This is a genomic window from Oceanisphaera sediminis (assembly GCF_039539745.1).
Lineage (GTDB): Bacteria > Pseudomonadota > Gammaproteobacteria > Enterobacterales > Aeromonadaceae > Oceanimonas > Oceanimonas sediminis.
This window is the reverse complement of the sequence record NZ_BAABDS010000015.1, coordinates 70,247-89,466: the sequence shown is the minus strand read 5'-3', so window position 1 is coordinate 89,466 and position 19,220 is coordinate 70,247. Positions and strand designations below refer to the sequence as shown.

Here is a 19,220-nt window from a genome sequence, read left to right as displayed (position 1 = left end):
GTGGGTGTCCCATGTCACTGACTCTGGACCCCCGCCTTCGCGAGGGTGACGAGAAAGAAAAGCTAGCCCCAGTATCCACATCAGTTATGAGATATTACTTATCACCATTCCCTATTCCCCGCTCTAACCAGCCCTATAACTGCGGGTGGCTCAGGGCCTCGCGGGCTACCAGGATGCCGTTGATATCGGCATAGAGGTAATCACCGGGATAGATAGTAACGCCGGCAAAGGTGACCGGCACATCCACATCCCCCAGACCGCGCTTTTCGGTCTTCATCGGGCAGGTACCCAGCGCCTTGACGCCCAGGGCCATGCTGCCGATGGCACCGGCATCGCGAATCGCGCCGTTAATTACCACCCCTTCCCAACCATTTTCTACCGCCAGCTCGGCCAACTGGTCACCCATCAGCGCCCGGCGCTGCATGCCGCCGCCATCCACAACCAATACCTTGCCGGTACCCGGCGTGGCCACCAGTTCCCGCACTCGGGAGTTATCCTCGTAACAACGCACCGTAACCACCTGACCCCAGAACACATCCTCGGCACCATAATCTCTGAACAAGAGGTCCAGTATCTTTACCTTGTCGCCGTGTTCGTCACATAAATCCGGTAATAAATCCAACATCTTGCGCTCCTTAACGTTGTAATATCGCCCATTCGCTCCCGTTTTGCCCCACACCCTAGACAAGTGCAGAGCCGGGACTTTGCCTCAGACTAGCTCACCCTAGCGCCAGCCGAAAGACAGTCGCGTTATCAGCCTTCTTTATAACATTTGGCGGTATTTGTTAAAACTTTGCTTGACCTGGATCAGACAGCCCCCTAAAACTATTTAACATTATCGGCTGCAGGCTGTTGTTATGCCCCTGTTAACTGTTAAAATAAGGCAACGTTAGGTAATGGACCTCTGTTCGTCCCGTCTGTCTATTTTTTGGGCGTGAAGCAGTAACTGCATGGGATGCAAATAAAAACGGCTCAAAGAAACAGGGCCACCGGGCCTGTGCCTTACCTCCCACGGCGGTAGCGCAAGGCAAAGAAATGATGCGGTAGCGTGAACAAGCGACACCTCCCTTCCAACGCCGGTAACTGTTGAAACTGAATTCTATTTACATCTAAAAAACAGGTAGGCTCATGCAGACTCCTCACATTCTGATCGTCGAAGACGAATTGGTTACCCGCAATACCCTGAAAGGCATTTTCGAGGCCGAAGGCTACGCCGTACTGGAAGCCACCGACGGCGAAGAAATGCACAAGGCGCTGTCCGGTAACAAGATCAATCTGGTGATCATGGACATCAACCTGCCCGGCAAAAACGGCCTGCTGCTGGCGCGCGAACTGCGTGAACAACACAACCTGGCATTGATGTTTCTGACCGGCCGCGACAACGAAGTCGACAAGATCCTGGGCCTGGAAATAGGCGCCGACGACTACATCACCAAGCCGTTCAACCCGCGCGAACTGACCATTCGGGCCCGCAATCTGCTGAGCCGTACCATGCAGACTCCGGAAGCGCAGGAAGAAGAAAAGCAGGTAGAAGCCTACCGCTTCAACGGCTGGACCCTGGACATCAACAGCCGCGCTCTGGTCAGCCCCAACGGTGAAATGTTCAAGCTGCCGCGCAGCGAGTTCCGCGCCATGGTGCACTTCTGCGAAAACCCGGGTCAGATCCAGAGCCGTGCCGAACTGCTGAAAAAAATGACCGGCCGCGAGCTCAAGCCTCACGATCGCACCGTGGACGTAACCATTCGCCGCATTCGCAAGCACTTCGAGTCCATTCCCGACACCCCGGAAATCATCGCCACCATCCATGGTGAAGGCTACCGCTTCTGCGGTGACCTGGAAGGCTGATAAAAAACCCGCTTCGGCGGGTTTTTTTATACTCTAACCGTATAGCAATCGTTAAAAACTGCCAGATTTTACCTTGCTAGCCCGCCTAAAAATCATCCATACCACCGTTAAGGTTTTCACTCAAATCATGGTATTATCTGCGCAATTTTTTGTATTGCAGGTTTACCCTATGCCAGTCATGCCCGTTTTTGTCATCAGCCTGAAAAGAAGTCAGGAGCGCAGAGACTATATAGCCAGCCAGCTGCAGGCTCAGGGAATAGATTTCTCGTTTTTTGATGCCATAGACGGCAGTGATAAAAGTAACCCACTACTCAAGCGTTACAACTACACCAAGCGACTGTGGCTGACCAGCGGCAAAATGCCCACCAATGGTGAAATAGGTTGTTACGCCAGTCATTACTCCCTGTGGCAAAAATGTGTAGACATGAACCAGCCGCTGGTGGTGGTGGAAGATGATGCAAAAATCTGCCCTAACGCAGAACAAACTCTGAAGATGGTGGCCGAAAAAATTGAACAGTATGGTTGCTTACGGCTAGAAACCGTGATCAGGGGCGAAACCATCCCCATGGAGGAAGCTGAACATTACCGCATCAGCTGGATGAGTGACAACTTCGGTGGTCTACGCGCCTATGCCCTTGCACCTTGGGCGGCAAAAAAACTGCTGAATGGCTCAAAGACCTGGTCGCTACCGGTAGACAACTACTTGGGTGCCCCTTATTTTCACGGCATGGAATCCTACCACCTGCATCCGGATTTTGCCGAAGATACTCGTCCGTTCGAAACAACTATCCAGTTTTATGACGAGGATAAAGTACCGTTTTATCGTAAACCCAGTCGAGAAGTTTATTCCGCCTATCGAAAGCTAAGGCTTTACTTACACAATAAAAAATTCAAAAAAAACCTTAACCGCACGGGCTGATTGCATGTTTAATTTTAACAAAAGCGCATTGTTTACCTGGCTGGAAACTCTCTTTTTGCTAAGCCCCTTAACCTGGACGATGTTCGGATTGTTCAATGTGCCAGATGGTAAGTCGGTACTCAGCCGGCTCATACCTCTAGTTGCAATATATTGTCTGTTTCGCTTCAAAGGCGAGTGGCGTAAAAACCTCGCCATCCCCGGCTTCAAAATGTTCAGCTTAGCCAATATCGCCTTGTTTGTATTGTTCAGCCTGCAGCATCTGCTGGGCGGAGAAGAGTTCAGTTTTGCCCGAACCCTGCTGTTGGTTCAGCTTTATTTAACTGTGCTGCCTTGGCGTAACATCGCTATGAGCCACATAACAGCTGTTGTAGCTCTGGGCGCCATATTAACCGGCGTGGGATCGGTATATGAAGTAATGGTATTGAACATAGGTAGAGCCGGAGCCTTGGCATCCAACCCTATTCCCTATGCAACGTTTGCCTCTGTATTGCTGATTAGTTGCCTGTTTTTCTTGTTCACCCTTAATAACGGTAAACGCCTTGGTGCCCTATATCTTGCCGGTGTTGCAGGTGCCACCACCGCCATTGTTTTCAGCGGTACTCGTGGCGCCTGGCTGGCGGTAGTGGTTACCTTGCTGATGCTGGCCCTGCCCTTGGCCCGCAGGGCCACACCAAAAACATTGCTCGCCACCCTGATAGCCGGCAGTTTACTGGCCAGCGGAAGTATTTACGCCCTGGGGGACAAGCTGGAAAGCCGATACCAGCAAACCAGTGCCGAATTTGCTAACATCACCAACAACAACATGAACACCTCCATCGGCATTCGACTGCAGTTGTGGCAACGGGGCTGGAGCTACATCACACAGTCTCCACTGCTGGGCACCGGTACTGCCGGTTACCTTCATAAAATAGGACAAGACAAAAACGCCGACCTTATCACTCCGTCTGCGGCATATCAGGCAAATGCTCATTTCCATAACCAGTATATCGACACCCTGGTGCGCACCGGTGCCCTCGGCCTGTTTGCACTGCTGGCTTGGATGCTGCTGCCAGCCTGGCTGTTGCATAAACAAGGACACGGCGGCTTAAGAAACTGGGCCCTGGTCGGCACCGCCATCGTGTTGATTGCCGGCCTGACCGACGTACCCTTTCATCACACCCACATCGTTTACTTCTACAGCATGCTGATGGGAGTCATATTGCTTACAGCACGTGAAAACAATGTGAAGGGTGAGGGGTGAGGGGTGAGGGGTGAGGGGGGAGGGGTGAGGGGTGAGGGGGGAGGGGTGAGGGGTGAGGCCATATTGTAGGGTCGAATTCATTCGACCAAAAATATTACACCATAGCTAAAGTGGCCCAATAAATTGGGCCAAATGCCTTCACTTCCACGCTTTAATCTGTGCCAATAGCCCATTGGTAGCACCATCATGCGTGGTCGTTACCTCATCAGAGGACAAGTCGGTTATCAAACGGGCGGCCAGTTTTTTACCCAACTCCACCCCCCATTGATCGAAGCTGTTGATGTTCCACATAATGCCCTGCACAAAGGTCTTGTGCTCATACATGGCAATAAGGGCGCCCAGATTATAAGGCGTTAGTTCATCACACAAAATAGTGGTGCTGGGGCGATTACCGTCCATCACCTTGTAGGGCGCCAGCCGAGAAATGGTCTCGGCATTCAATCCCTCGGCCGCCAGCTCGGTCTCTACCTGCGGTTGGTTTTTACCGAAAGCCAGCGCCTGAGCCTGGGCCAGCATATTGCCCAGCAGCTTGCGTTGGTGCTCGGGGTAGTTGTAATGAGAACGGGCAAAACCAATAAAGTCCGCCGGCACCACCTGACTGCCCTGATGTAACAACTGAAAAAACGCATGCTGACCGTTGGTGCCCACTTCTCCCCACACTACAGGGCCGGTATTATAGGTAGTCTTCTCTCCGGCGTTATCCACTCCTTTGCCGTTGGACTCCATATTCAGCTGCTGCAAATAAGCCGGAAAACGCGTCAGATGATGGCTGTAGGGAAAAACGCCTTCGCTCTGCAGCCCCAGCACATTGATATTCCATATACTCAGCAGGGCCAGTAATACCGGAATATTCTGCTCGAAAGGCGTATGGCGCAAGTGTTCATCCATCTCGTGGGCGCCTGCCAGCAGTTGCTCGAAGCGGTCGAAGCCCACAGCCAACGCAACCGGCAGACCAATGGCCGACCACAAAGAAAAACGCCCGCCAACCCAATCCCAAAACTCGAACATATGTTCGGTATCTATACCAAATGCCTGCACCGCAGGGCCATTGGTCGACACCGCCACAAAATGCTTTTTAACCTGTGCCGGATCATCACAGGCCGCCAGCAACCAGGCGCGGGCAGCACGGGCGTTGGTCATGGTTTCGTCGGTGGTGAAGGTTTTGGAAGAAATCACAAACAGGGTGCGGGCCGGATCCACCACCGCCAGCACAGAGGCCAGTTGGGCGCCGTCCATGTTCGACACAAAATGCACGCGAATGCCCTTGTCCTGGTAAGGCGCAAGCGCCTCGGCCACCATGGCCGGCCCCAGATCGGAGCCACCAATGCCGATGTTAACCACATCCGTCATCGGAAGGTTGGTAAAACCGAGCCAGTCGCCAGCATGCACCCGCTCGCAAAAGGTACGCATTCGCGCCAGCTCTGCATGCACCAAGGGCACTACATTCACTCCGTTCAGCGCCGCGCTGGCACCGGCCGGCATACGCAGCGCCGTATGCAGCGCCGCCCGGCCTTCGGTATGGTTAAACAGGTTATCGCCAAACAGTGCCTCTATGGCCGGCCTAAGCTTCATGTTTCGCGCCAGCTCGCACAACAAAGCCAGCACTTCACTCGACCAGTGCTGGCGAGACAGGTCCACCCTCATGTGTTCGCCAAAGGCGAAACAAAAGCGCGAAAACCGTGCAGGATCCTCGGCAAAGCGTTGGCTCAGACTCATTGCCTGCTCCTGCTGTTTAAGCTCCTGTAGCGCCATAAACCGTGGCTGCTGAATTAAAGATGTCATTCCAATCCCGTTATTTATTATCAAATTTTCATTGTGAGGCGTGAGGCGTGAGGCGTGAGGCGTGAGGCGTGAGGCGTGAGGCGTGAGGCGGGTATTGTAGGGTTCAATTTATTGGACCAACCTAATTGCCACATCGCTGGTCGAATGAATGCGACCCTACGCCAAGCCTCACCTCTCACTCGCTATCACCACCTCGGTCCCCGGCAACAGCTCTCCCAGCCTGGCCTGCAGCACCGCCTTGGCACCGGCCTCGCCGTGTATCAATCTAATCTGACGGGGCGCCGGCACAATGCCGGTGGCGAAGTTTATCAGATCCTGCTGGCCGGCATGGGCCGAATAGCCGCTTACCTGGTGCACCTGAGCCTTAATAGTGAAACGTTCACCGTCCAGCTCGACCCATCCGTTAGAGGTATTATCTTCACCAAAACGGGGGCCGTATTCCAGAATATCCCGCCCCGGCGTGCCCTCGGCCTGATAGCCCACAAACAGCACATCATTGCGGGCTTCCCCCAACATGGCCTTGAGGTAATTCACCACCCGGCCGCCGGCGCACATGCCGGAGCCCGCCAGCACCACACAAGGCTTGCGTGAGCGAGCCAGGTAGTTCACCGTATTCAGATGATCCCGGTGGCTGTTTATCACCGTTAATTGCTCGAACGACAAGGGATGCCGCCCCTCGCCCACCCGCTCTCTGGCCTCATCATTCCAGAACGGCTTGAGCTGGCGATACAGGCCGGTAAATCTGGCGGCTAGCGGCGAGTCTACCACTACTTCCAGCTCGTTCCAGGGCAAGTCTGGTGCCGCAGCTTCGCTACCAAATTCCGCCATCAGGCTTTCTATCTCATACAGCAGATCCTGAGTGCGGCCCAGGCTGAAGGCAGGGATCAGCAGGGTGCCGCCATCTTCCAGCGCATGCTCTACCGCCGCCTTCAGTCGCAGTCTTCGATCATGGCGACTTTCATAATTTTTATCACCATAGGTGCTTTCCATCACCAGCACATCACAGCGCTCCGGTGACTTCGGCGCCATCAGCAGCGGCGAATGAGGCGCGCCCAAATCACCGCTAAACACTATACGCTGCTCGTTCACCTCGCACTCCACATAGGCCGAGCCCAGAATATGACCTGCTCGCTGCAGCCGAATGCCAATATCGGTGCTATCTATCGCCTGCCATTCACCATAAGGCAAGGGCCGCAGCCGAGACTTGAGCATTTTCAGCACTCGATTGATCAACTTTTTATTGCGGGTAAAACCGATTTTAAGCGCATCTTCCAGCATGGCCGGCAGCAACAGAGCCGAAGGCTGAGAGCAGTAAATAGGCCCCTTGAATCCGGCCCCCAGCAAATACGGAATTCGCCCCACATGATCGATATGCACATGGGTGACCACCAGCGCCCTGATATGGCCGATATCAAAGTCGATAGCCAAATCGTCACGCCGCTCGGTGCCCTGAAAAAGACCACAGTCGATAAGGATACCGGTACCATTCACTCGTAGCTCGTGGCAAGAGCCGGTGACACCATTTACCGCTCCGTGATGCAACAGCTCAATCCCTTGCTCGCTCATCAAATCACTCCTTTCTTCACTTGCGCGCGTTTCGGTAGTATCCAATTCATTGGGCCTTTTTTGGCACCTCTTGCCGCACATTTTTAGAACCATAGCCCCTCAGATACAAAAATGCCCGCAGCTGGTTCACAACAACGGGCATCAGGATCCAATTCAGCCAGTCCCCTTTACCTCGCACCTGCAGAGCAACAGCGGAGAGCAACGCAAGGGGAGGGTTAGGGAGGCGTTACCGCACCAAGGCCACTACCGGTTTAACGCGTTCGGCCTCATCTACTATCGGTACCGAGGCAGCCGAAAAATCCGTCTTACCCTCTCGCCACACCAAATCGCAAATGCCGTCTTGCGGATTAAACGCCGTGGGCGCATCAAGCAGCAGCTGGCGGATCCGAGCCTGGTTGTAGTCCTCGCATGCAGCATCCAGATCTTTCAGCAAAATGGCCATTTCATCCCAAGGCAGATGTACCTCGTTGGCGGTTCGAATTCGCGGGTGTACCGTGGGTTGTTCGTTACCGCCAATCAGCAACTCTTCATAGAGTTTTTCACCCGGGCGCAGGCCGGTAATCTTTATTTCTATATCGCCATCCGGGTACTGCTCGTCTTTTACATCGAATCCCATCAGCCGGATCATCTTGCGAGCCAGCTCGATAATGCGCACCGGCTCACCCATGTCCAGCACAAACACATCGCCGCCCTTGCCCATGGCACCAGCCTGAATCACCAACTGAGCCGCCTCGGGAATGGTCATGAAATAACGGGTAATGTCTTCGTGCGTCAAGGTAATGGGACCACCAGCCCGAATCTGCTTCTTGAACAAAGGCACCACTGAGCCGGAAGACCCCAACACGTTACCAAAGCGCACCATGCAAAAACGCGTACTGCTCTGCCGTAACGCCAACCCTTGCAGCACCAGCTCGGCCAGCCGCTTGCTCGTGCCCATTACATTGGTGGGGCGAACGGCCTTGTCGGTAGAAATAAGCACAAAGGTTTCTATCCCACAAGCAATAGCAGCTTCCGCCGCCCGCCAGGTGCCGAACACATTATTGCGCACACCTTCAACCACATTATATTCCACCAAGGGAACATGCTTGCAGGCGGCGGCGTGATACACTGTTTGCACACCAAAGACCTGCATTACCGCTTCCAGCCGATTTTGCCGTTGCACCGATGCCATAATGGGCACGATGCGTACCGAATAGCACTGCTCCCGACACAGGCCATTCAGTTCCTGGTCTATCTGATACAGTGCATATTCCGACATTTCAAACAGCACCAGGGTGCTGGGCCCCTGCTGCACAACCTGCCGGCATAGCTCGGAGCCAATAGAGCCGCCGGCACCAGTGATCATTACTACCTTGTTGTTGATATTGGCGGCAATAAGATCGGGAAAAGGCGCAACCGGGTCTCGCCCCAGCAAATCTTCTATGCTGATTTCGTGCAGCTCGTTCACCTTGGCCTTGCCGCTGACCAGATCGGCCATGCCGGGAATGGTAAGAATATCTACCGGCAATAGCTCCAGTCCATCCACAATCTCGCGCCGGCGCTGACGAGAAATACTGGGCATGGCCAGCAACAGCTTCTGGGCGCCGTAGCGCTCGACCAACCAAGCAATATCCGCCGCTGAATATACGGTAAGTCCCTGCAACAGGGCCTTATGCAAACTAGGATTGTCATCCACAAAGGCTACCGCACGATATTCACTGCCGTACATCATAGAGGTATTGAGCTGACGACCAGAGGAACCAGCCCCGTAGATGATCACCGGTGTTTTATACTTTTTGGTACTCTGGTTATACAGCGCCCGAGCCATGGTCCGCGCGCCGCCACACAACAACAGCGCCAAAGCGCTATAAATAATAGGCACGGAGCGTGGCAAAAAGGCACCAAAGTAATAGGCTGCCAGCACCATGGTAACGGCAGAAACAGCGATCCCTCCCATCATGGTAACGGTGGCATGATGCCCCAGATAACGCAGCACGGCCCGATAAAGCCCGAATCGGATAAAATACAGTAAGGTAATCGGCAACATGGTTGCCAGCACCAACCAGTGTGTGTAAGAACCCAACAGATAGGAGCTATCCAGCCGTAACAGATACGCCGCCCAGAAGGAAATGCTGATAAACAGCGTATCAAGCAGCAGGCTGATAAACCGTTTGACCGAACGGGGCTGCTGGAAAAGCCAGCTGATAGCTGAATTCATCGTTATTACCTTATTGAAACTGTTATCGTCAAGAAGAGCGCTGTGCCAGGGTCAATACTTCTGCCAGCACGTCACAACTTTTATTTACTTCCTGCTCCGTCAAGGTGGGATGTACCAAAAACATCAGACTGGTATCTCCCAGCTCACGGGCATGAGGCAGCCGCTTGGCCGGCCGAAAGTCGGTGCCGTCGAACGCTTTTTCCAGATACACCTCAGAGCAACTGCCCTGAAAACAGGGCACGCCCCGGCTCATGACTTCATCCACTATCCGATCCCGGCTCCAGCCGACCGCCAGCTGCTCGGGGTTAACAAACAGATAGTGTTTGTATTCCGCATGCTCCATGTATTCCGGCACCACAACGGTGCGCACCACATCAAAACCACGGGCGACCTCGTCAATACGGGCACCATTGGCCTGGCGAGCCGCCGTCCAGCTGCTCATTCGCTTGAGCTGAATACGTCCGATCACAGCCTGCATTTCGGTCATGCGCAAGTTGGTGCCAAAGCTTTCGTGCAACCAGCGGAAGCCGGCCGTATGCTCTCGCTCGTACACCGCCTCAAAGCTTTTTCCGTGGTCCTTGTAGCTCCACATCTTGCGCCACAGGGCTTCATCATTGGTGGTGACCATGCCACCCTCGCCACCGGTGGTCATTATCTTGTCCTGGCAGAACGACCAGGCACCGATATGGCCGATGCTGCCCACGGCGCGGCCCTTGTATCTGGCACTATGGGCCTGGGCGCAGTCTTCAATCACGTAAAAACCATGTTGCTGACTAAGCGCCATAATGGCATCCATCTCTGCTGGCATACCTGCCAGATGCACCACTACCACTGCTTTGGTATTGGGTGTTAACACCGCCGCAATGTTTTCGGCTTCAATGTTCTGGCTATTCAAGTCCACATCAGCAAACACCGGTCGTGCTCCCGCGGTAACAATAGATGACACTGAGGCTAAAAAGGTACGAGGGGTAACAATCACTTCATCACCCTCACCCACTTCTAGTGCTTTTAGCGCCACATCGAGTGCCAAGGTGCCATTCGCCAAGGCCACCCCATAGTTACTATCGGCCCAAGCTGCAAACTCTTGTTCAAACAGCCGGCACTGCTGGCCAGTCCAGTAATTAACCCTGTTGGAAAGCAGTACATCGCGTGCGGCATTAGCTTCTTCCTCGGTAAAAGAAGGCCAAGGCGAGAAAGGAGTATTCAACATAAGGGGTTATCTCATTACTTTTGTGAAATTTGTTTTAATTCTGACAGAGTAAACGCGCAGGATTGCCAGCTACACAGACCGCCGGAGGCACAGGTTTGACCACTACAGCTCCAGCGCCAACTACAGCTCCAGCGCCAATATCCATTAGTTGGCGCACGCAGGCGCCAACGCCCAGCCAAGCCACGCGCCCCACCCTGACACCACCTGCCAAGGCGGCATTGGGGCTGATATGAACACCAGCTTCCAGCACGCAGTCATGATCCACACTAGCATTGGTATTGATAATACAGGCTTCGCCTAAACGAACATCCACATTAATAACGGCACCAGCCATTACTACAGAGCCGGAGCCAATATGCGCATAACGACTAACCACTGCCGCTGGGTGTACCAGGGTAATCAACTGGGCGCCACTGCCGGCCAGCTGAGCCTGCTTTTCAAGCCGAATGCTATTGTTGCCAATCCCGACTAACACCCCATCAAACTCTGCAAACTTGTCCAGCAGTGCAGCGGTATCACCAGCCACAGGCCAATGGCTATTAAGCATCAGACTAGGCCATGCGTCATCAAAGAAAGTAATGCTCCGCCAACCGACTAACTCAGCCATATCAGCCAATACTTTACCATGGCCGCTCGCTCCCAAAATAGCCAATTTACTCATGACTGTTACTATGATCATCGGCAGTTTTAGACCCGGAAAATTTACTCATCGTAGCCTCGCCATCGGCAGAAATGCCATCGCGCACAAAGACTCTTTTAACAGTAAGCAGCAAGATCTTGAGATCCAGCCATAATGAACCGTTGTCTACATACCATACATCCAGCTTGAACTTGTCTTCCCAGCTGATGGCATTACGACCATTAATCTGTGCCCAGCCCGTTACACCAGGGCGAACCTCATGGCGACGATATTGCTCGGCATTATATAAAGGCAAATATTCCATCAGCAGTGGTCGTGGCCCCACCAGACTCATATCGCCTTTTAACACATTCCACAGTTCCGGCAGCTCATCCAGACTGGTGGAACGCAATAACTGACCAAAAGAAGTAAGGCGCTCAAAGTCAGGCAACGGATTGCCGTTGGCATCCGCTGCATCGCGCATGCTTCTAAACTTGATCATTTCAAACCGCTTGCCATTTATACCGGGCCTAATCTGACGAAACAATACCGGTGAACCTAAATTTTTGCGGATCTTCCAAGCGACAAGAGCGATCACAGGACTAAGCAAGATGAGTCCAAATAAAGAAGCGACAACGTCAAAAAAGCGTTTAATCATTTTTAGCAATCAACTCTGGAAATAAAATATTGATATAGTCATCAGCTAGCTTGGTGTAGGTTCTATGTTCAGCTAACCAGGTTTTCCCCTGACTACCCATCGCGATTCTTTCATTATTAGGCATTTCTGAAAACCTGACGATCTCAGCTGCCAATAAGTCTATATCACCGGCAGGTACAAATACGCCACATCCAGCCTCATCAATCATTGAAGGATGCCCGCTGTAAGAAGCAACAATAGGTTTACCCGCAGCCATGTAATCGATAACTTTATTTAGTGATTGTCCGTAGTCCCAAACTTTAGAAGGATAAACCGAGAAGTAAAGTAAATCAGCATACTGTAACACAGAGAGGACTTGGTTTTTTTTAACTCTAGGAGCGAAGCTTAAGTTAGATAAAGCACTATATTTGTCTATATAGTAATCCAGTAAGGAGCCTGAACCAAGCACTACAAAATGAATAGCGCTGTTGCTCTCTAGCTTCTTTGCACACTGAAAAAAAACATCAAGGTTATTGGTAATGCCAACTGTGCCAGAATAAACCACTAAAAACTTATCTAATGGAAGATGCTTTTTCACATAACAATCGGGCAATGGCTCATGCGCAGGATCAAATAATTCTTCATAAGCCCCCATAGGTATACAATCTACAGTTCGCTCATATCCTAAAACTTGTTTCACATGCTCACCTAAGTTTGGCATTGTACCAACGACAGCATCTGCATATTTGTAACCCAACCTTTCAGCAAAAGCTAGCAGCATAACAAAGGGGTTGCAATTACTAAAACCACCCTCTTCTGTAATACTTAAAGGCCATATATCGCGCACTTCGAAAACCAACTTACACTTGTACTTTCTCTTTAATATCAAACCATTAAAAATGGTTAACAAAGATAAACTAGAAACGATAATCACATCGGGATTAGCTATATTTTTCTTATTTAAAAAAAGTAAATTCCACTCAAAGTGAAACCAACTTAACACCCTGCTCAATGACTTAGCAGCACCATACCGCATCGTTTTAAGCCAAACAAGCTTCACACCATTTAACTCTTGGTGTGTCACAGTCTTATAAAGTTCAGGAACTTCTGCAACATTATTTGAGTCAGAAACTATAGCAATTGGCTGTATATTTTTTTTAGCCATACCTTCTAACAAAGAAAACCCTCGGCTACCAGGCGATGTGACTGATGGGCAAGAGAAGTATTTGGAAATATACCAAACTGTTCTTTTCATAAAAAACATTCTAATCCAAGTCAAAAAAATAAAGCTCCACACATATGGAGCTTACAAAATTCACACCTGATAAAGCTTAGGTATTTTATTAACAACAGTTATAACTTCTTTAAAATCCATACCTAATGTATCTAGATACCAACGAATGTTTTGATATCTGGGTTGGTTTTCGTCTGCAACAAGCTTTAAGGCTTCATCCCTAGTAACTTGACCTTCTCGTATCTGGTTACTTCTAAAAGTATCATGCTCAGTAAAACCTGCCACTGTATAATAAATATAGTTATAAAGCGCAGCTGTACCATCACCAATACGCCATGTTGTACTGGTATCTGGTGCCTTCTCCCAATCATATACATTTAACAAAGTATCATCTATTATATTTTCATCCCAACGCCAGTAGTCGAAAATGTGATAATAATCTTTCTTATCCGTAAAGCTTCGATAGTACTCCCCAGACAAGGTATCCCAAAGCGAACGATTAAAGTAACCAGGACTTTCAAACATAGCCTTTGTTCTTTGATAATGATACCTAAGTTGCTTTGACATGCCATGGCTGTATACTTTACTCCCTTCAAAATCAGGTTTTATGCCTAAAAAACCAGTTTTAAAGTGAGTAACTTCCAAGGGGTTAACTCCCCATAAATTGAGGTTAATACCTGTCTGTTTCTTGACTGTTTCAACGTGCCTAAAGAAATGTTTATCACCTGCTGTTAATAAAGCCATCATTCCTAAATGTGGAGACTTCAACCAGGCTTGAAGATTCATTTTAATATTGCGTCGCTTCTTTGATATATCATCAGCAACAATAATATTCTCAACACCAAGCTGAGCACACATGCGACTAATGTTTCTCCGGCCTAAATCAGTTACCATACCCCAATCATAGGTATAGGTAATTGGCTTCATTTTCAACTCTTCAATAATCAGGTGTAACCCATAGCAACTATCACGCCCTCCGGAGAATGGAACAATACAATCTTGCCCCTTGTTACGTCGATAAGGGGCAAGAAGATTGAATATTTCCTCTTTGGGTTTAGGGTTGTTTTTAGGTTTGTAATTATGACAATAATTACAAACCCCTTCATTATCAAAATAAATAAAAGGCATTGTTTCAGGTAGAATACACTTAGTGCATCTTTTTAAATTTACAGGGGTGTACTTCAACAACCCCTCCTCAGCTTTAATGAACTTAAACTCAGGAATTAAATTTTCTGTTCTTGTTTTATCATCAAAAATAGTAACATCTGCTTCAGATACTGGTATATCTAAAACCACGCCTCGCTCTCTTACCTGCTCAATATCATCACAGGAAATATCAGTAAGAGGATAGCTTTCTGAAGAAAAGAAGCGGCTTTCGCCTTTCTTACCAATATACAGGCTACCATTATTTGAAAAAACAATAGCCTTACCCATTTTAGGTAATACGATGGCACAAGCTACTACTCCCTTGCACAAGCCAAGCACTGCAGAGGGTATACCTTCAATATCTCCTCCCTGGGCTAAATGCATTTCAGTGATTCCCGTAATAACCTCAGAATCAATACTTAATTTTTTATCTAAATTTATTTCTTGCCAAATATCTTCGTCATTTACAATAATTCCATTATGGATTACAACAATATCTCCCCGCACAACGGGTTGATTATCACTTAAACCATTAGTAATTAATCTACTATGCCCCATAACAACATTGGAGGAGTAAGGATTAGCTTTTTTAATTAGCTTCTTAATATCAGCATCAGCTTTATAAACAATGCATTTCTCGTCTTTAAAAAACACAAGACCACTTGAGTCTCTACCTCGCTGCCGAGCATGAAGCGATAATGTATCGAGATCACTTTTAATAAAACCAGATACCGAAATTAAACCAAACAAACCACACATATAATCACCAACGTTTATTTTAAAACTTTTTTATACAACGAAATAAGATTACTCTCTTGCTTAGCCCAAGAAAGGTCAGCCAACTTACAATTATCTACTGCATAGACATACTGTCCAGTCTCGAACTTTTCGATACCATTCCTTATACTTTTTTCATCAAGATCAGTGCAAAATCCTAAAGAGTAATCTGAAACTACTTTTGAAATATCAGGGAAATTAGAAGCAAGCACCGGTAAACCTGCAAATGCATATTCAAACAACTTATTTGGTAAGCAATAATAATCACTCAAAGAAACATTTTCTATTAGACACAAACCAACATCCGCAGAACTAACAACCTCTACAACTTTGCTGTGCTCTACTGCATCATGTACATGAACATTTGAATAAGTAGCTTCTAAAGATTTCAACTCATCATAATACTCACCGTAACCAAGGAAAACCAAGTGTGCTTCAGGCTTTTCTTTAAAAGCTTCAAGGACAACATCAATACCTCGACCAGCACCAAGAATACCAACATAAATGAAAACATTGTTATCTTTTGGTATTAAGAACTTATCTCTAAGATAGTCTTTATTTTGCGAATTAATCTCTTTAAATATCGGAGAGTTAAGTACCACCGAACTTTCTTTGTAGCCAATATTGCTCAGATACCACTGTTTAATAGAGGGGCTCACTACAATTAGGCCGTCAACAAAACGCCATAATGCTTTTTCTACAAACAATGTTGCTTTGCCTAATAGTTTAGACAAACCATTGCGGTCAGACTCCAACTCATGCGCATCATAAACCAATTTTGCTTTAGTAAAAATCTTAACAAAAACACCAACAGGAAAAACTAAAGTATCATTACAATGAATTAGATCAGGCTTTATTTTTAGAGAGTGAAATATTGATTTTATAAAAAACTCTATTAGTGTGAAAAAATGCCTTAAAAAGGCAGGAAGAAAAATCAATTTCTTACTGTTAATGTTAAGTATTACAATATTATAATTATCACAGTTTATATTTTTCGTGCCTTCATTTAGCCTTATACCGACCCCATGCACACTATAACCGTTAGAGTATGCAGACTCCATCTCCTTTAATATTCTAGAGTCAGATCTTACATCCGTATGGGTAAGGTGTAGTATTTTTTTCATATGAAACCTATTAGTTGCCACATTAACGAACCACTTAAAAAACCTATAACACTTAAAGATAAAACCATTAGCCCACAGACTAATTATTGCTTTACATAGCACATAACATTAATTTATAAATCAGGTTAAATAACTATTCGCCTCAACGCTACTTTTAGTCAAGTTTAAAGTTATGATGCTAGATCACGGCTAGTGTAACTTTCGAAAATATTTTTATGTTATTTTTTAGTTATCAAAAATAATGGTTCTGAAGCAAAACCAATAAAAAACCACATAACAGCCCAATATATTCCAACAGCAATATTGCTATATAATAACAAAAATATTAACAAAAAAAACAACCACATGTTTACTACTACGCTCTGAAATCCAACTTGATTTACCTTAGCTAATTTTGACTTATTATACAGGTCTCTTAAGACGAAAAAAAACAACAAAACGACCAAGAGCAAACCTACCAACCCTAACTCAGCCATTACATTTGGTAAAAAACTATGTAATGTTTTCCCCGGATTGCCTGTTGTAAGGTAAGCAACATTTGTATTACCTAAAAATGGAGCGTAGCCCATTTGCTCTACCCCTGATTCTAAAAGTATATCTAGGCGGGAGGTTACTGAAGTAATCTCTCCAGCTCCAAAACCAAACAAATTAGTTTTATTTAAATCAAACCCGCTTAATCGAAGTGCAACTATCGAAAAAATAAGAACACTTAAAACTGCTACAACTGAAAAGGTAACTATAAACTTTAATATTTTTTTTGAGTTTGGGATGGTTAACTTGCCAGCTAAGAATGCATTGCGTAATTTATTATTAAAAGCCAAGAAAGATATAACAACCGTCATCAAATAAACCGCTGTTAAATTTGCTGTTGCTGCATTAGAGCCTATCATTTGGCTACTAATTAAATAAAAAAACAAACCAACACTATATATGAAAAGCCAAAAAACAATACTAGTGTTTTTTTGGCCCTGAACACTGGTCACTATAGTCAAATAAACAAATGATGTCATAATAAACAACATAATAAGAAAGTTACCTGGCCTTTGATAGTTTCCATCAACGCCTTCAATATAGAAAATATCGTCTCTATCTAACAATCGCCCCTGATAGCTGGTGAAAACAACCATACTAATCATAAAAAAAACAAACAAAGCTAACTTTGCAAAAATAAATTTACTTTCAGGCTCTGTTATTCTCTCAAGCGAAAGCCTAACAAACGCGCCAACGAAGAAAAACAACAGTATCCCACCGGTAGTTGCAACAGTGATTTGTTTCAGATACTCCAGATCACCCAAGTCAATTACAACTTTTAATGAAACCCAGACGACCAGCAATAAAAATATAAAAAAATGTAAGCGAACTGATATTAGACCGCAAGCACCTTGCAAGAAAATCGTGCCTCCCGCCAGCGCAACAAAACCGATCAATAGTGGTAAGGCTGCTCCCATCTCTCCAACATTTAGAATGTTTAGCGAAAAGTAAATAAATAGCAAGAGCATTTGCACAAAGCTAACAAGCTTGGGAAGACTTGACCTTCTAATTACAAATAGCTGCATTTCACCCCTCAATACAACGTTTATAAATCTGTTTAAACGCCTTTTGTTCGTCAAAGTATGAGTTATGCCACAGTAGAGTGAAACAGCCACCTAGCTTACGGCATTTATCCTTCAGTTCCAGAAACTTGTTTTGAGCATTATCAGTAATGCCTAACCCAAGGTATACGCTGTCTATCACTGTGCATTCCATGGCTATCAGTGGCCGGATACGTATATCCAGTATTTTTTGAGTTACGGGGTTAAAAGCTTGATATTCAAAACAGGTGCCACAACGAAAGCCTGGCCGGTCGGCATAGCTTAGTGTGGTCTCATAACTCATACCTGCATCATTCCAGGCTTGTAGCGTAGTGGGCTGCTCCCAACGCAAGTAGTGCATACGTCCGCCCAGTACATTTTGGATTATGCCTTCTTTCTGCATAACAGCATGCAGTCTTTCTGCTTCTTGTTTAATCAACTCAGGATTTTGGTAAGTACCGTAGCTGGGATGCAAGCCAATTTCATGTCCGCGTTGATGAATTCGTCGCATCAGGTTGCGAATTACAGGATGCTCAGGTTGATATTCTCCATCATTGGGATGATTACCACCGCAGATAAAATAAAAAGCACTTTTAAGGTTATTAGCTTCAGATACATCCATCAGCCAATCGAAAGTATTGTAAGGGTCCGCTGAGTTCAGCTGGGTGCGCGTTGCCAGTTTGACATAAGGTGCAGTTACAAAAGATTTAATGTCGTGACGTTTAAGCAGATGGCCTGCCATCATTCTGGCAATCATAGACCATGACTTAAATCCATACTGACTGGGAGCATCCACATCGTGTGAAACTCTCATACTGAACTGATGCTGTTTAAGCACCAGCTGTGGCCAGACCTCCTGAATTACCTGTCCTAAAATATGCAGCCATTCATCTACTATCGGCCGCTCCAGGTAGCCGTGTTTGTAAGCATGCGAAGACGCTGCGGGAAAACGCTGATGGTTATCCAGATCGGTACGGCCCACTTCTTCCAGTCGGGAGAGCATCCAGTAGGTAAGGCCGAGAATGTCGTAGTGGATGACGGTGCCCTGCTCCTTGTGTTCAATCAACCGAGATGGCAAGGCTGCCAGACCAGGGACAGGTATCAGGTCGTCTATGGCAGGCTGATAACCTTCCGCTTCGGCATTCCACTCTCGACAGGGAAAATCGGAGCTGGACTGATGAAAGGCAGCAAAAAGATTATCAAAAATAATCTGCCCTACAGCCGTTGAGTGATGCAGGCGCAAGGAGTTGTTTTCATGCACCAGTATGAATTCATGACCAAAACGTTCCTGCAACAGAACGCCCAGCCAGGACAGAGCAGCTTGAGAAAAAAACATGAAGGGTCCGATTCTGT

The 19,220-nt window shown here is 47.5% G+C and carries 15 protein-coding genes; 3 read left to right on the top strand and 12 right to left on the bottom strand.

Annotated features, from left to right (window positions below):
* Nucleotides 1–133: 133 nt before the first annotated feature.
* The gene (locus tag ABD827_RS06530; protein ID WP_298718287.1) at nt 134–625 is read right to left on the bottom strand and encodes a putative 4-hydroxy-4-methyl-2-oxoglutarate aldolase; all 492 of its coding nucleotides are present in this window, start codon (nt 623–625) and stop codon (nt 134–136) included.
* Nucleotides 626–1,128: 503 nt separating this feature from the next.
* Between ABD827_RS06530 and arcA the strand changes: the two genes are divergently transcribed.
* The 3 genes from arcA (at nt 1,129) to ABD827_RS06515 (ending at nt 4,004) form a co-directional block, all read left to right on the top strand.
* Nucleotides 1,129–1,845, top strand: coding sequence for a two-component system response regulator ArcA (gene arcA / locus ABD827_RS06525; protein WP_298718284.1), 717 nt, complete (start codon nt 1,129–1,131; stop codon nt 1,843–1,845).
* Nucleotides 1,846–1,972: 127 nt separating this feature from the next.
* Nucleotides 1,973–2,764 (top strand): glycosyltransferase family 25 protein, encoded by a 792-nt coding sequence (locus ABD827_RS06520; RefSeq protein ID WP_344963445.1) that lies wholly within the window; start codon nt 1,973–1,975, stop codon nt 2,762–2,764.
* Nucleotides 2,765–2,768: 4 nt separating this feature from the next.
* Nucleotides 2,769–4,004 (top strand): O-antigen ligase family protein, encoded by a 1,236-nt coding sequence (locus ABD827_RS06515; protein ID WP_344963443.1) that lies wholly within the window; start codon nt 2,769–2,771, stop codon nt 4,002–4,004.
* 138 nt (nt 4,005–4,142) lie between these two features.
* Here ABD827_RS06515 and pgi read toward each other — a convergent pair whose 3' ends face one another.
* From pgi to ABD827_RS06460, 11 genes are all read right to left on the bottom strand, one after another.
* A complete protein-coding gene (gene pgi, locus ABD827_RS06510) occupies nt 4,143–5,786 on the bottom strand; it encodes a glucose-6-phosphate isomerase (RefSeq protein ID WP_344963441.1) in 1,644 nt (547 codons plus the stop codon).
* Between the two features lie 168 nt (nt 5,787–5,954).
* A complete protein-coding gene (locus ABD827_RS06505) occupies nt 5,955–7,352 on the bottom strand; it encodes an MBL fold metallo-hydrolase (protein WP_344963439.1) in 1,398 nt (465 codons plus the stop codon).
* A gap of 226 nt (nt 7,353–7,578) precedes the next feature.
* A complete protein-coding gene (locus tag ABD827_RS06500) occupies nt 7,579–9,549 on the bottom strand; it encodes a polysaccharide biosynthesis protein (RefSeq protein WP_344963437.1) in 1,971 nt (656 codons plus the stop codon).
* A 28-nt stretch (nt 9,550–9,577) separates the two neighbouring features.
* Nucleotides 9,578–10,759, bottom strand: coding sequence for a DegT/DnrJ/EryC1/StrS family aminotransferase (locus tag ABD827_RS06495; RefSeq protein WP_344963435.1), 1,182 nt, complete (start codon nt 10,757–10,759; stop codon nt 9,578–9,580).
* 34 nt (nt 10,760–10,793) lie between these two features.
* A complete protein-coding gene (locus ABD827_RS06490; RefSeq protein ID WP_344963433.1) occupies nt 10,794–11,420 on the bottom strand; it encodes an acetyltransferase in 627 nt (208 codons plus the stop codon).
* Entirely contained in the window at nt 11,413–12,036 is a 624-nt protein-coding gene (locus ABD827_RS06485; RefSeq protein WP_344963431.1) for a sugar transferase, read from the bottom strand. Before ABD827_RS06485 ends, ABD827_RS06490 begins: the two co-directional genes overlap by 8 nt.
* The gene (locus tag ABD827_RS06480; RefSeq protein WP_344963429.1) at nt 12,029–13,270 is read right to left on the bottom strand and encodes a glycosyltransferase family 4 protein; all 1,242 of its coding nucleotides are present in this window, start codon (nt 13,268–13,270) and stop codon (nt 12,029–12,031) included. The genes ABD827_RS06485 and ABD827_RS06480 overlap by 8 nt, the downstream gene beginning before the upstream one ends.
* 60 nt (nt 13,271–13,330) lie before the next feature.
* Nucleotides 13,331–15,154 carry a hypothetical protein gene (locus ABD827_RS06475; protein ID WP_344963427.1) on the bottom strand — a complete coding sequence of 608 codons (1,824 nt, stop codon included), beginning with the start codon at nt 15,152–15,154 and terminating at the stop codon, nt 13,331–13,333.
* A gap of 14 nt (nt 15,155–15,168) precedes the next feature.
* A complete protein-coding gene (locus ABD827_RS06470) occupies nt 15,169–16,296 on the bottom strand; it encodes a glycosyltransferase (RefSeq protein ID WP_344963424.1) in 1,128 nt (375 codons plus the stop codon).
* Between the two features lie 218 nt (nt 16,297–16,514).
* Nucleotides 16,515–17,852 carry a hypothetical protein gene (locus tag ABD827_RS06465; RefSeq protein WP_344963422.1) on the bottom strand — a complete coding sequence of 446 codons (1,338 nt, stop codon included), beginning with the start codon at nt 17,850–17,852 and terminating at the stop codon, nt 16,515–16,517.
* Between the two features lies 1 nt (nt 17,853).
* The gene (locus tag ABD827_RS06460; protein WP_344963420.1) at nt 17,854–19,203 is read right to left on the bottom strand and encodes a polysaccharide deacetylase family protein; all 1,350 of its coding nucleotides are present in this window, start codon (nt 19,201–19,203) and stop codon (nt 17,854–17,856) included.
* Nucleotides 19,204–19,220: the final 17 nt, after the last annotated feature.

What these genes read in the sequence shown, in the direction of transcription:
- arcA (WP_298718284.1), top strand. Translation starts at nt 1,129, where the DNA reads ATGCAGACTCCTCACATTCTGATCGTCGAAGACGAATTGGTTACCCGC.
- ABD827_RS06485 (WP_344963431.1), bottom strand. Translation starts at nt 12,036, where the DNA reads ATGATTAAACGCTTTTTTGACGTTGTCGCTTCTTTATTTGGACTCATC.
- ABD827_RS06515 (WP_344963443.1), top strand. Translation starts at nt 2,769, where the DNA reads ATGTTTAATTTTAACAAAAGCGCATTGTTTACCTGGCTGGAAACTCTC.
- ABD827_RS06470 (WP_344963424.1), bottom strand. Translation starts at nt 16,296, where the DNA reads ATGAAAAAAATACTACACCTTACCCATACGGATGTAAGATCTGACTCT.
- ABD827_RS06505 (WP_344963439.1), bottom strand. Translation starts at nt 7,352, where the DNA reads ATGAGCGAGCAAGGGATTGAGCTGTTGCATCACGGAGCGGTAAATGGT.
- ABD827_RS06495 (WP_344963435.1), bottom strand. Translation starts at nt 10,759, where the DNA reads ATGTTGAATACTCCTTTCTCGCCTTGGCCTTCTTTTACCGAGGAAGAA.
- ABD827_RS06520 (WP_344963445.1), top strand. Translation starts at nt 1,973, where the DNA reads ATGGTATTATCTGCGCAATTTTTTGTATTGCAGGTTTACCCTATGCCA.
- ABD827_RS06460 (WP_344963420.1), bottom strand. Translation starts at nt 19,203, where the DNA reads ATGTTTTTTTCTCAAGCTGCTCTGTCCTGGCTGGGCGTTCTGTTGCAG.
- ABD827_RS06475 (WP_344963427.1), bottom strand. Translation starts at nt 15,154, where the DNA reads ATGTGTGGTTTGTTTGGTTTAATTTCGGTATCTGGTTTTATTAAAAGT.
- pgi (WP_344963441.1), bottom strand. Translation starts at nt 5,786, where the DNA reads ATGACATCTTTAATTCAGCAGCCACGGTTTATGGCGCTACAGGAGCTT.
- ABD827_RS06480 (WP_344963429.1), bottom strand. Translation starts at nt 13,270, where the DNA reads ATGAAAAGAACAGTTTGGTATATTTCCAAATACTTCTCTTGCCCATCA.
- ABD827_RS06490 (WP_344963433.1), bottom strand. Translation starts at nt 11,420, where the DNA reads ATGAGTAAATTGGCTATTTTGGGAGCGAGCGGCCATGGTAAAGTATTG.
- ABD827_RS06530 (WP_298718287.1), bottom strand. Translation starts at nt 625, where the DNA reads ATGTTGGATTTATTACCGGATTTATGTGACGAACACGGCGACAAGGTA.
- ABD827_RS06465 (WP_344963422.1), bottom strand. Translation starts at nt 17,852, where the DNA reads ATGCAGCTATTTGTAATTAGAAGGTCAAGTCTTCCCAAGCTTGTTAGC.
- ABD827_RS06500 (WP_344963437.1), bottom strand. Translation starts at nt 9,549, where the DNA reads ATGAATTCAGCTATCAGCTGGCTTTTCCAGCAGCCCCGTTCGGTCAAA.